We start from the raw sequence: 12,955 nt of genomic DNA on the forward strand, positions 1-12,955 counted from the left end.
CATTAAAACCAAATGACTGTCAATTATTTTTAAATCAAATAGTTCTTAAAAAAGAACAACTTATCATACGATAAGTTGTTCTACTTTCCATGTTGTATCTTTCCAATTTCTAAAATAATCTCTTCCTCTTTTTTTCCTTCTGTATCAATTCCAAGTTGCTTAGCATGCTCAATTAATAAATCATGGCGCTGCTCAAACCTAGCGGTATCTACTTCTTTCGTAATCTCTTCTTTTGTTTTCCCTTCAGTAGAAACTCCTAGTTTTGCAGCTGATTTTTCCATCGATTTCTTCACTTCTGACTGCTGTATTTGCTTTTGTTTCGACTGCTCTGATTCAGCTGCAAAAGCTGTGTAAATTCCAGCACTTCCGCCAACGACTAGTAAGGTGGTAAAAAGAATTATTTTTTTCTTCACTCTTTCCTCCCCTTTCAAATTCATTATAACGCACATTTTTACAGCATTAAAAACATTTTTCCTTTATTCCCCTAAAAAAATATCGAATATTTTTATTGACATGTATGATGAATATATGATAAAAATTTAACTAACATCATATGAATCGGCGTTGATAGGATTTAGTAGTACTTCGTTTTCTGATTTCAGAGAGCTGGTGGTCGGTGCGAACCAGTACAGAGCGATTTATGAATTACCCCCTGGAGCTTCTTTTACGAAACGTGAGGAGTAGTGAAAGACGGTTTAGACCGTTATGTCTAAAGAGTGGTGAAACGACACTGTTTCACAATTTAGGGTGGTACCGCGAATTTTTCGTCCCTGCATATATTGCAGGGGCGTTTTTATTTTATTAGCGCATATCATATGGCCCTTTATTTTGTGATACATTCCTTTCACAAGCTAGGGTGGTACCGCGATTTCTTCGTCCCTGCATAATTATATGCAGGGGCGTTTTTTTATTCCAATCTTTATTGAGCGATTATCCTAAAAATTTGAGATAGGAGAGATACAAAGCTTGATAAATCCCGATTATTTAAACTTTATGATGAAAAACAATTACCGATAATTTGTCGAAAAATTATAAATTTTAAAAGGGGATATACAGTATTGGCGAATTTTATATAAAAAAGAGCTATTTTAGATTAATTAGGAGGGGAAAACAATGATTTCAAAAATTGAATCTATTCTTTTAACATTTTTTATCTTTTTCTGTATTGGCTTTAGTGTTATTCAATTAGAAGTTTCACCACATATCCCAATTTTATTCGGCATCGTTATTTTATTAGCGTTTGGATTTATGAAAAAAATCTCTTGGTCTACTATGGAAGAAGGGATGATAAGTAGTATTTCAGCTGGTATTCCATCTATTTTTATTTTCTTACTTGTAGGAGTATTAATTAGTGTTTGGATCGCAGCTGGAACAATTCCAACTTTAATGGTATACGGATTCCAACTTGTATCTCCAAAAATTTTCGTTCCTACTGTTTTTGTTGTTTGTGCAATTGTTGGAACAAGTATCGGTAGTGCATTTACAACTGCAGCAACAGTAGGGCTTGCCTTTATGGGAATGGGTAGTGCTCTCGGATACGATCCAGCTCTTATTGCTGGTGCAATTATTTCTGGTGCATTCTTTGGGGATAAAATGTCTCCTTTATCTGATACAACAAACTTAGCTCCAGCTGTAACTGGTGTAGATTTATTTGAACATATTCGCAACATGCTTTGGACAACAGTCCCTGCTTTCATTATTGCTTTTATCGCATTTTTCATTTTAGGAAGCGGCACTAGAGGAGACGTTGATTTCACAAACTTTATTAGTACGTTAGAAAAAAATGCAACGATTTCTATCGTTACACTTATTCCGATTTTATTACTGTTCCTATTCGCATTTAAGAAAGTACCCGCAGTTCCAACATTACTTGCAGGAATCGTAGTAGGGATCATCATTCTCTTTATTTTTAACCCTAGTACTTCTTTAGCTGATTTAATGAAAATTATGCAAGATGGTTACGTTTCTAAAACTGGTATAAAAGATATTGATAGCTTATTATCTCGCGGTGGTTTACAAAGTATGATGATGTCAATTGCTCTTATTTTCCTAGCTCTTTGTATGGGTGGTTTACTACAAGGAATGGGCATTATCACGCAGCTGATGAATATCATCTCTAGCTTCGTAAAAAATAGTACACGCTTAATCGTCTCTACCGCTTTCACTGCAATTGGTGTAAACTTCTTACTTGGTGAACAATACTTATCAATCGTTTTAACAGGACAAGCATTCGCTAACAAATACGATGAAGTCGGTTTAGAACGTCGTAATTTATCACGAGTATTAGAAGATGCTGGTACAGTAATTAATCCGCTCGTACCATGGGGTGTAAGCGGCGTATTCTTAACAAACGTCCTTAGCGTTCCAACATTCGATTATGTTCCATACGCAATCTTCTGTTTAGCTTGCCCAGTCTTAACAATTATTGTTGGTTTCACTGGATTTGGTCTTTCATGGAAGAAAGAAAAAGCAGTACCAGTTTCATAATATAGAATAAAAAAAGGATTACCGTAATCGGTAATCCTTTTTTTCATACAACACTTTACTATCTATTTATTTGCTTTCTTTCTTCTAAATAACATAAGTAATCCCGCTCCAACAAACGCCAGACCAGCTCCAATTGTAGAAGCAATACTCGCACCTGTTTTCGGTAAATCACGTTCCTCTTTATTTTCACTTACAGTTGTTGTTTCTTTTGTATTTTGATTATCCGTTGTAGTTTGTCCAGATCCTGCGTTGTTTCCATCTTGTTTTGGTTCATTTCCATTATTACCTTCATCTGTTGGCGGTGCCGTTGGATTCTCCCCATTATTGCCATCACCTGTTGGTGGTGTCGTTGGATTCTCTCCATTATTGCCATCACCTGTTGGCGGTGTCGTTGGATTCTCTCCACCAGTTTCCTTATCACCGTCGTTCTTCTTCGTTATATCAATTGCATATTTAGCGAATTCATTTTCAGATGGTCCAACATATGATATTTTTCCATCTTTCTTTATATGCTTTTGTGCATTTGGTGAAGAGTCAAATGTTGTATTTAATTTATCTGCAATAATCGGTTTAAACGCCCAATTTTGATCTGCTGCTGGATTAATAACTGGTGTTTCTTGCATGTACTTCACAATAATCTGACGTGTTTCATCTTGCGATTGGTATACAACTTCGCCTTTACTTACACCAGGGAACGTTTGGCTACTTCCGCGATAGTTATTTGTAGCTACAATGAACTCTTGATTGTCAGCTACAGGCTTACCTTCATACGTCATATTTACAATACGATTCGTATTTTCATTTACAACTTTGCCATCTTTATCGTATTTCGCTGGTTGCGTTACGTCAATTTCGTATTTTAAGCCATCTAAAACATCAAAATTATATGTAGGATAACCTATATTTACTAGTGGCTGTTCTTCTGTTTTCTTTGAATCAATTTGATTAAATTGACCAGCAGACATTTCAAGCCATTCTTTCACTTGTGCCCCGCTTACTTTTACAGCATATAATGTATTTGGATATACATATAAATCCGCTACGTTTTTAATTGCTAACGTCCCTGCTGGAATATCCGTATAATATGTAGCACCGTTTCGGCCACCTGCTTTAAATGGTGCTCCTGCAGATAAAACTGGAATTCCTTTATATTTACTATATTGTCCATTTTCAGCAAATAGCTTTTCGACATACCATTTTTGGGCATTTGTCACAAGTTGTACAGACGGATCATCTTGTACTAATGAGAAATAACTATTAATTGGCGCTGTCGTTTTACCTACAGCTGTATTTACATAATCGATTGTCGCTTTATGATCATCTTTAATTTCATTAACTAGTTTTTCATCAGATTGTACTAATGGGTTACCTTTACTATCAGCAATCGGACGAAGTTGTGGCTTAGACTGATCTTTTTGTACTTCCCATTTTCCGTTTACCTTTTTCAATTGCATATCAATAATACCTAAGTTACTACCAAAAACACCAGGCATTACAACTGGAACACCATTAAATACATCCTTCACTTCAGTATGTGAATGTCCCATTAATACTGCATCAACATCAGGAACTTTAGTTAAATAAAACGATGCGTTTTCCATTCCAACGTTGTATCCACTCTTATCAACACCTGAATGTGCTAGTGCAACGATAACGTCTGCACCTTCTGCTTTCATTTTTGGAACCATTTTCTTCGCTGTTTCAACAATATCTTTCGCTTTTACTTTTCCTTCTAAATTTGCTTTATCCCAGTTCATAACTTGAGGTGGAACAAATCCCATTACACCAATTTTCACCTTTTGTTTTTGACCTGATTCATCTTCTACTTCTTTTTCAATAATATGATATGGTTTAAAGTAATTTTGGTCATTCTCTTCAATATTATCATGATCATCTTTATAAACATTCGAGTTAATAACCGGGAATGCCGTTTTACTAATCACTTTGTTTAAATAGTCTAAACCATAGTTAAATTCATGATTTCCAAGAGAGATGACGTCATACTTCATTAAATTCATTAAACGATATAATGGATGTACATAACTAGGATCAACAGGATTCTTCGGATCATTGATTTTATTCGCCACATAATCCCCAAGCGGCGTTCCTTGTAATGCATCCCCATCATCAAATAGGACAGAGTTCTTCGCCTCTTCACGCGCTTTATTAACAAGCGTTGCCGTTTGCACGAGACCTACTTTATTATCTGTTTTCGTTTGATAATAATCGTAATTCATTAAGTTAACATGAATATCCGATGTTTCTAAAATTCGTAAGTTAACTGTACTCTCCCCAGATTGTTCCTCCGCATGAACTGTTGTTGGCAGCACTTGCGGTGCTATAACGCCAATTGCAAGTGTTGCTCCAGCTAGCATTTTTTTTGACTTTTTCACAAAAAATCCCCCTTATACAATTACCCCAAAATAATGAAATGAATCTCTATCAGTCCCTAATCACATACCTTTTTCTTCTATTAGAGCGATGATTTTCACCTTATCTGACATTATCATATCTAAAGTTCTTTCATACCGTCAATATTTTTTGACATACTTCTACAAATTTTCTGTAAAGTTATTGTGAATTTTTCATAAATATATACTATGCCCTTACATTGCTTATACTGCTGAATATGATACAATTACCAATTACAAGGAGGATGAATTTATGAAAAAAGTCATCTTAACAATTGTTTGTCTCCTCCTTCTAATCATTTCTTGTTCTAATTTTGAAAGGAACGATGAAATAGAACAAAAAGAAACTGAAGGAAAAGCAGAAAAAACATCTGCTCCGGGTTGGATTGATAAGCAAACGAGTGACTCTTTTTATCACCTCGTATTAGGTGATTCACTTGCAAAAGGATATGGCTCTACACAAGGGGGATTTGCCGAATTAGCTTCTAGACAATTAGAAGGACAAATTCATAAACCAATTACGGTAGAAAACCTCGGTGTAAATGGTCTCACTACAGATCGTCTCGTTAAGAAAGTCCAGTCAGAAGAAGTTCAACAAAAAATTAGGGAAGCAAATATCATTACTATTAGTATTGGAGGAAATAATTTATTCCGCTTAAATCGTGATGTAGGTGTTATAGATGGTATTAAAATGTTAAATAAAGAAAAAGCCCGTTTTGAAACGGATGTAAAAAATATTGTAAAGACCGTTCGAGATCAAAATCCGAATGCTTTACTCATTCTCTCTGAACTCTATAACCCTTTACAACTAGATGACTCCATCGCAAGTTATGCAGATATGTTTTTAGACGGTTGGAATGATTCTATTTATTCTATTTCAAAAGCACATCAACCGTCGATCGTTTTACCAATTCGCAAATTAATATCGAATGATAAAAAAGAGTTACTATTTGACCAAGTACACCCAAATGATAACGGTTATACGATTATTGCCAATACATTTACAAAGCAAGTGTTATCCTACAAATATTAAGGCTACCATGAAACAATTCTATTTTTATACCTTGTCTTTTTTGTTACAATGATAGTGGAAGGGGGCCGTTATATGGAATCACGCGAGTGGGAACGTATTGTTGATCATCTTCTTTCGCTAGTGCCTCTTTTTTATCGCAAATTTATGCTTCCTGGAGAGTTTTCTTCTCAAAGACATATGCCGCCATCACATACGCAAGTGTTACTGCTTTTGCATGAAAATGGTACATTAGCAGTTTCAGAAATTGGCAAGCGGCTAGCGATTTCACGGCCTAACATGACCCCTCTATTAAACAAACTTATTCAAGAAGAACTAATAGAGCGTCATTATAGCGAAAAAGATCGACGGGTCATTTTAATTTCCCTAACAACTGAAGGGAAATTGCTAGTAAATCAGTATCAGCAATTCATTTTAGACAAACTAAAAGAAAATTTTCAAACATTATCTGAGGAAGAGCGTGAAAAGCTCATTCATTCTCTTAAAACCATTCAAAATTTAATTTTGAAAACAAACGCATAAAGCTGCTTCTAAATAGAAGCAGCTTTATGATTCGTAATAATTACCATAGTATACATTTGAATATGGCCATGTCATTAAATACGGCTTTTGTTCTTGAACAGGTTGCTGCTGAGGCTGTTGCATTTGCTGTATTTGTTGCTGTGGATACACTCCGAATTGCTGCCTCATATCATTTACAGCATAATAATTTGTATACGGATATACTTGAGGTACGTAGTAATAATACATTCATTCTCTCCCCCTTTTTCTTAAACATATTCAAAGGAGAAAATGAATGTGACATTCTTTATATTTGTACAAGTGGTTCTCTCACTTGTTTCTTTCTTTTCTTCAAACGTAACTTACGATTCTTTTCATATAAATAATGCACTACGAAATATGAAATTACCCCAAACACAATTCCTATTATCGTCATACCAATTAATACATATACTTCACTCTGTAATAAGCTCTTTAACATCGTAAAAATATGGCTCGAAAACAAATTTGATATCGTAAATGGTTCATGATGTATTTTCTGTACATCAAATGGATAAATCATTTTCCCTAATGCATAAGCAAACGGAAATAAAAATACTGGGAGAAACGATATTTTCCCAATAATATTACCAATGACTGCGGCTGGAAAAGATCCCTTTGCTAACCTGACAATTGGATAAAATATTAAATATACGAGCGATGCCGTATAAATCACCAACATTTCTAAACCAAATCCAATAGCAAAACCTAACGACACTTTCTTTGCTCCTTCTGGCGATCGAAGCAACTTAAAATATTGAAACTTTAATATTCTCCACATTCGCTGAAAAAACGAATATGTTTTCTTAGTTGTTTTCAAATTCATCATCTCTTTAACTATATTTTTTTATCTAGTATGTCCTTACATGATATGAAAAATAAAGTGAAACTATAATCAGTGGGGGTTTTGTTCATCCCCCACTGATTATTAGTTGAACCAATCGGGCGTTTACGGGCAGTTGATCTCCCACCTAACTTCTTTGCTCCAGCCGAATTTTGAGGTGGGAGTTTTACTGCCCGTTAATGCGGGATAAAATTAGTTTTCTCTTTTTATTATAAATGATATAGAGATAATTAACTAAATATACATCAGACATTTCAGCATAAAAAAACCTTCCTTTTAGGAAGGCTCCTCTATATTTTTAAACAAACTCACTAATAAAGCTTTTTGCGCATGCAGTCGATTACCAGCTTGCTCAAAAACGATAGACTGTGGCCCATCTATAATCTCTCCAGTTACTTCTTCTTCACGATGAGCAGGCAAACAGTGCAGGAAACGATATGTTTGCTTTGCATGTATAACAAGCTCTTTATTTACTTGGAAAGGCTGGAATAAAGTATATTTCTCTGCTTCTCCTTCTTGGCCCATACTCATCCAAACGTCAGTATAAATAAAATCCGCTCCACTTACCGCTAATTCAGGATTATGCAAAATCTCAATTTCAGCCCCTGTTTCATCTGCAATCGCTAACGCTTTTTTAACAATTTCTTCATTCGGTTCATACCCTACGGGAGTCGCAACAGTCATATTCATTCCGACTTTTGCACTTGCTAGCAATAGTGAATGACATACATTATTCCCATCACCTACGTAAGCTAATTTAATTCCTTTAAACGTATGAACTTCTTCATATATCGTCATTAAATCTGCCAACGCTTGGCAAGGGTGATGATCATCAGTTAAACCGTTAATAACTGGGATACTGGACTCTTTTGCAAGCTCTTCTACATCTGCATGCGAGAATGTACGTATCATAATTCCATCAATATAATGAGATAGTACTTTCGCAGTATCTGACACCGTTTCTCCTCTGCCAATTTGCATCTCTTTTCCACTTAAAAACATTCCATGTCCTCCGAGCTGTACCATCCCTGCTTCAAAAGAAACGCGAGTACGAGTTGAATGTTTATCAAAAATGAGACCTAATATTTTCCCTTGTAATAAAGGCTCCTGCTTGTTCTTTTTTAAATATATAGCGAACTCAATTAAAGAAATGATTTCTTCTTGCGTCAATTCTTCTAACGTTAAAAGATCTTTCGTATTTAATTTCGGTACTTGTACAGTTGACATGAAATTTCCCCCTTATATTATTGATGCATTTTTTGTACAAACCACTTCTTTTATCATATATACTGCCTGTTCTAGCTCTTCATTCGTTACAATAAGTGGTGGTAATAGTCTTATAACATTAGGCCCTGCTTGTAATACGAGAAGTCCTGCTTTTTCTAATTGTTCTATGAAATTTGCAACCTCATGCTTACATTCGATTCCAATCATAAATCCCTTACCACGAATATTTTGAACACATTCAACGTGTCGTAATTCTTCTTGCAATTTCTTTAATACGTACTCGCCCTTTTCCTGTACCTCTTTAAAAAACGATTGTTCCTTAATGAATTGCAATACTTCTTTCGCTGCAGTCATAGCGATATAATTCCCACCGAAAGTTGAACCGTGTGACCCTGCAGTAAAAGAAGAACCCAGTTCTTTCCGGCCAATCATCGCTCCAACTGGAATACCATTCCCAAGCGCCTTTGCGATGGTAACGATATCAGGACCTATTCCCATTTGCTCATAAGCGAATAGTGTTCCTGCCCTGCCTATTCCAGTTTGTACTTCATCTATAATAAAAAGAGCATTGTACTGATTACATAGTTTTTCAATTTCCTTCAAAAAGGATGGATCAGCTAATATTACTCCTCCTTCTCCTTGAACAACTTCTACCATTACCGCCGCAACTTCTTCATTCATTACTTCCTCTAATGCTTGTATATCGTTAAATGGTGTATGTAAAAAAGACGGAAGTAATGGACCGAATCCTTCTTTCACTTTATCTTGCCCTGTTGCACTCATCGTTCCAAATGTTCTCCCGTGAAAAGATTGTTCACATGTTACTACGAGAGATTTTCCAGTATGCTTACGTGCTAGCTTTAAAGCCGCTTCATTTGCCTCCGCCCCGCTATTACAAAAAAACACATAATCTAATGCTGTATCTTCTGTTAATAACGATGCGACCTCTTCTTGTAAGGAGTTCGTAAACAAATTAGATATATGCCATATGTTTCTAAGTTGCTTTTCTACTGCCTTTACAACAGTAGGATGACAATGTCCTAAGTTACATACGCCAATCCCCGACGTAAAATCTAAGTATTGCGTACCATTTTTATCAATGACTGTTGTTCCATTCCCCTTTACAAACTCAATAGTTCTCCTGCCATACGTTTGAAAAAGATGACTTGTCATATGATACTCACTCCTTTCGTTACCGTGGTTCCAACACACTTTCCTGTGACCTCGGCAAAATCCTTTGTACCATTTACGATACTAACCTTTTTCACTCCCATTTTTAACGATGTAAGTGCCGCCTGTACTTTCGGAATCATCCCGCCTGTAATGACACCTTGTTCTATAAAAGTAAGAATTTCATATTCATCCATTTTCTTTACCAATCTTCCTTCGTGTAATACTCCATCTACGTCCGTTATAAAAATGAGTTCTTTTGCGGATAGTGCATATGCAATTCCAGCTGCAGCAGTATCTGCATTAATGTTATAAACTTCATTACCATTTATCCCGATTGGAGCAATAACAGGAATATAATTCATATCTATCAACCCTTTTAATAAGGCTGTTTCTACATAACTTACTTCTCCTACATATCCTATCTCTTCACCAACAGGTTGAACTTGAAGTAAATTACCGTCACATCCTGAAAGCCCCACCGCAAGTAAATTATGTTTTTGTAAATTCATTACGATTTTTTTATTCGTACTTCCGCATAGCACCATTTGAACAACATCCATAACCTCTTTCGGCGTTACTCTTAATCCATCTTTCTTTTCTATCTTGATATTTAAGTCTTCTAACTTGGCATCAATTTCTGGGCCACCGCCATGGACAATAACAACCTTATACTTATTTTGCAATTTCTTTATGCAATCAAAAAACACACTATTTAATCGATTCAACATGCTACCGCCACATTTAACTACAATATAATCGCTCATCTTCTCTCTCCTTATGTACGATAACAAGCATTTATTTTCACATATTCATAACTTAAGTCGCAGCCCCAAGCTGATCCCGTTTCATCTCCTAAATGTAAACACGCATCAATTTTTATTTCATGTTCTTGTAATTTCTTTTTCATTTCCTCTTCGGAAAACATTTGAGGCTCACTATTTTTTAATACGGCGATAGATTGAAGAGTGATATCAATTGTATTTGGGTTAATAGTTACTTTACTTTGTCCAATACTACTAATAATTCGTCCCCAATTTGGATCCTCACCATATATCGCTGTTTTCACAAGACTTGAACCGACTATTTGTTTTGCAATTTGCTTTGCTTCTTCATTTGTTCTAGCCCCTAACACGTTTACTTCTATTAACTTCGTAGCACCTTCACCATCTTGTGCAATTTTTTTCGCTAAATCTTCACATACCTTTTGTAAAGCAACTAAGAAAGTTTCCCAGTCTTCATGTTCCATATTCATCGTTTTCGTTTCTGATAATCCACTTGCCATAACGATGACCATATCATTTGTAGAAGTATCTCCGTCCACCGTAATTTGATTAAACGTATGATTCGTAATTTGTGATAATGCTGTTTGCAATACTTCATGCTCTATATTGGCGTCTGTTGTAATAAAACTAAGCATCGTTGCCATATTCGGTTTGATCATCCCTGAACCTTTTGCGACCCCAGCAATTTTCACTTCTTTCCCATCAATTATCATCTCATAGCAAGTTTCTTTCGTTATAAGGTCTGTCGTTAAAATTGCTTCACAAAAAGAATAAGCTTCACTTACTTCCTTTGTTGGCACAAGAGATTCAATTCCTTTTCGAATGATATCCATCGGTAAAGGTACTCCAATTACACCTGTTGAAGCGACTGCAACGTACTTTTCTTTTACTCCAAAGTGTTCCGCTCCTAATGTTCGCATCTCATAAGCATCTTGCAATCCTTTCATCCCCGTACAAGCATTTGCATTGCCGCTATTTACAACAATTGCTTGTAATTTCCCTTCTGCCGCTATGCTATCCTTCGTTACTTGCAACGGCGCTGCTTGTATTTGATTTGTTGTATACACAGCGGCACATGATGCTGGCACCTCACAAACGATTGCACCCACATCTTTTTTCACCTTTTTCAGACCATTTGCAGTACCGATTGCCGAAAAGCCTTTCGGCGTAACAATTGAACCATTTGCTAATTTTGTAATAGACGATGCTTTAATCATAATTTCCCCCTTATGGATAAAGCGGCATATGCTGTAAACCCGTTGTCTCTTCTAGTCCCGCTAATAAATTTGCATTTTGAACTGCTTGCCCTGCTGCGCCTTTCATCATATTGTCTATCACAGAAACTACTGTAATTCTTTCTGTTCTTTCATCGTAAGCCATCCCAATATCACAATAATTTGAGCCTCTTACTTCTTTCGGACTCGGAAACTCTCCTTGAGAACGAATTCGAACGAAAGCTGAATTGTGATACGTTTCTTCATACAACGTTTGAAGTTGCTGCATTTTGATTTCTTGTTTTACTTTCGCATAGAGTGTAACCATAATCCCTCTTGATATCGGTATTAAATGTGCATTAAATGTGATTGGCTTCGCTTTATCATTCCACTCTAAAAGCATTTGCTCAATCTCAGGAACGTGCTGATGCTGATTTACTTTATAAATGTGAAGGTTATCATATAGCTCTGGAAAATGAGTCATTGTTGTTGGAGTTTTGCCTGCTCCAGATACACCTGACTTTGCATCAATGATAATCGAATCTTCTTCAATCATTCCGCTACGTACTAACGGCGCTATCGCTAATAATGCAGCTGTCGCAAAACATCCTGGGTTTGCAATTAAATCTGCATTTTGAATCTCGGACCTTTTCCATTCGCTTAACCCATAAACTGCTTTCTTAAGAATTTCTTCTTGTGCAGCTGGCCTTTTATACCACAGTTCATATGACGAAGGATCGATCATACGATAGTCTCCAGATAGGTCAATTACCTTTAAACCTACTGCTAATAATTTTGGAGTTAACTCTGCCGATACTCCTGCCGGGGTCGCTAAAAATACGATTTTCGCTTCCTTCTCCATTGCCTTTACATCAATTTCTTGTAATGTATGTACGAGAACATTTCGAAAATGCGGGTATACATTTGTTATACACTCGCCAACTTGCGAAAAAGAATGGAGAGATGCTATCGAAAAATACGGATGTTGCTCTAATAACCGAATTAACTCAATTCCTCCATATCCAGTTGCTCCAATAATTGCGACTTTCATAAGCTCCTCCTCATATCGATTCTTTAAGTTAAGTATGATTATAATATTGTATATTTATAGAGTCAATTAAATATTTATAAAATTTTTAAAACTTAAAAATCTTAATTTTACTGGAAAAACAATATACACAATCGAATTTTTATGCAAAAACAATGTATAGTAGTATTTCCATTTCACTTCAAGTACAATAAAACAA

At 35.8% G+C, this 12,955-nt stretch carries 12 protein-coding genes and 1 other annotated feature; of the genes, 3 read left to right on the top strand and 9 right to left on the bottom strand.

From position 1 onward, the window contains the following. Positions 1–80 precede the first annotated feature (80 nt). Positions 81–413: a hypothetical protein gene (locus AB3X48_RS11090; RefSeq protein ID WP_133059529.1), complete on the bottom strand. Its 333-nt coding sequence runs from the start codon at positions 411–413 to the stop codon at positions 81–83. A gap of 142 nt (positions 414–555) precedes the next feature. Next, positions 556–775: a binding site (T-box leader), on the top strand. A 338-nt stretch (positions 776–1,113) separates the two neighbouring features. On the opposite strand from AB3X48_RS11090, the gene nhaC reads away from it, so the two are divergent. After that, a complete protein-coding gene (nhaC, locus tag AB3X48_RS11095; RefSeq protein ID WP_088099497.1) occupies positions 1,114–2,487 on the top strand; it encodes a Na+/H+ antiporter NhaC in 1,374 nt (457 codons plus the stop codon). 62 nt (positions 2,488–2,549) lie between these two features. Here the strand turns inward: nhaC and cpdB are convergent, their stop codons facing one another. Then, positions 2,550–4,880 carry a bifunctional 2',3'-cyclic-nucleotide 2'-phosphodiesterase/3'-nucleotidase gene (gene cpdB / locus AB3X48_RS11100; protein WP_016106107.1) on the bottom strand — a complete coding sequence of 777 codons (2,331 nt, stop codon included), beginning with the start codon at positions 4,878–4,880 and terminating at the stop codon, positions 2,550–2,552. A 271-nt stretch (positions 4,881–5,151) separates the two neighbouring features. Between cpdB and AB3X48_RS11105 the strand changes: the two genes are divergently transcribed. Further along, positions 5,152–5,931 carry a GDSL-type esterase/lipase family protein gene (locus AB3X48_RS11105; RefSeq protein WP_016106108.1) on the top strand — a complete coding sequence of 260 codons (780 nt, stop codon included), beginning with the start codon at positions 5,152–5,154 and terminating at the stop codon, positions 5,929–5,931. A gap of 72 nt (positions 5,932–6,003) precedes the next feature. Next, positions 6,004–6,450 (top strand): MarR family winged helix-turn-helix transcriptional regulator, encoded by a 447-nt coding sequence (locus tag AB3X48_RS11110; RefSeq protein ID WP_002111682.1) that lies wholly within the window; start codon positions 6,004–6,006, stop codon positions 6,448–6,450. Between the two features lie 24 nt (positions 6,451–6,474). Here the strand turns inward: AB3X48_RS11110 and AB3X48_RS11115 are convergent, their stop codons facing one another. From AB3X48_RS11115 to argC, 7 genes are all read right to left on the bottom strand, one after another. Next, entirely contained in the window at positions 6,475–6,678 is a 204-nt protein-coding gene (locus tag AB3X48_RS11115; RefSeq protein ID WP_002067000.1) for a hypothetical protein, read from the bottom strand. A 58-nt stretch (positions 6,679–6,736) separates the two neighbouring features. After that, entirely contained in the window at positions 6,737–7,288 is a 552-nt protein-coding gene (locus tag AB3X48_RS11120; RefSeq protein WP_016106109.1) for a DUF2062 domain-containing protein, read from the bottom strand. A 300-nt stretch (positions 7,289–7,588) separates the two neighbouring features. Continuing rightward, positions 7,589–8,539, bottom strand: coding sequence for an ornithine carbamoyltransferase (gene argF / locus AB3X48_RS11125; protein ID WP_016106110.1), 951 nt, complete (start codon positions 8,537–8,539; stop codon positions 7,589–7,591). A gap of 12 nt (positions 8,540–8,551) precedes the next feature. Then, positions 8,552–9,712 (bottom strand): acetylornithine transaminase, encoded by a 1,161-nt coding sequence (gene argD, locus AB3X48_RS11130; RefSeq protein ID WP_016106111.1) that lies wholly within the window; start codon positions 9,710–9,712, stop codon positions 8,552–8,554. Continuing rightward, positions 9,709–10,476 carry an acetylglutamate kinase gene (gene argB / locus AB3X48_RS11135; RefSeq protein ID WP_016106112.1) on the bottom strand — a complete coding sequence of 256 codons (768 nt, stop codon included), beginning with the start codon at positions 10,474–10,476 and terminating at the stop codon, positions 9,709–9,711. Before argB ends, argD begins: the two co-directional genes overlap by 4 nt. Before the next feature lie 11 nt (positions 10,477–10,487). Then, positions 10,488–11,711, bottom strand: coding sequence for a bifunctional glutamate N-acetyltransferase/amino-acid acetyltransferase ArgJ (gene argJ / locus AB3X48_RS11140; protein WP_016106113.1), 1,224 nt, complete (start codon positions 11,709–11,711; stop codon positions 10,488–10,490). Between the two features lie 10 nt (positions 11,712–11,721). Beyond that, a complete protein-coding gene (gene argC / locus AB3X48_RS11145; RefSeq protein ID WP_016106114.1) occupies positions 11,722–12,759 on the bottom strand; it encodes an N-acetyl-gamma-glutamyl-phosphate reductase in 1,038 nt (345 codons plus the stop codon). Positions 12,760–12,955: the final 196 nt, after the last annotated feature.

Source organism: Bacillus sp. S4, from assembly GCF_040838205.1.
In the GTDB taxonomy this organism is placed as follows: Bacteria; Bacillota; Bacilli; order Bacillales; family Bacillaceae_G; genus Bacillus_A; species Bacillus_A cereus_U.

Coding starts and splice junctions, on each gene's coding strand:
- AB3X48_RS11105 (WP_016106108.1), top strand. CDS start 5,152: ATGAAAAAAGTCATCTTAACAATTGTTTGTCTCCTCCTTCTAATCATT.
- AB3X48_RS11115 (WP_002067000.1), bottom strand. CDS start 6,678: ATGTATTATTACTACGTACCTCAAGTATATCCGTATACAAATTATTAT.
- argF (WP_016106110.1), bottom strand. CDS start 8,539: ATGTCAACTGTACAAGTACCGAAATTAAATACGAAAGATCTTTTAACG.
- argD (WP_016106111.1), bottom strand. CDS start 9,712: ATGACAAGTCATCTTTTTCAAACGTATGGCAGGAGAACTATTGAGTTT.
- argB (WP_016106112.1), bottom strand. CDS start 10,476: ATGAGCGATTATATTGTAGTTAAATGTGGCGGTAGCATGTTGAATCGA.
- argC (WP_016106114.1), bottom strand. CDS start 12,759: ATGAAAGTCGCAATTATTGGAGCAACTGGATATGGAGGAATTGAGTTA.
- argJ (WP_016106113.1), bottom strand. CDS start 11,711: ATGATTAAAGCATCGTCTATTACAAAATTAGCAAATGGTTCAATTGTT.
- nhaC (WP_088099497.1), top strand. CDS start 1,114: ATGATTTCAAAAATTGAATCTATTCTTTTAACATTTTTTATCTTTTTC.
- AB3X48_RS11110 (WP_002111682.1), top strand. CDS start 6,004: ATGGAATCACGCGAGTGGGAACGTATTGTTGATCATCTTCTTTCGCTA.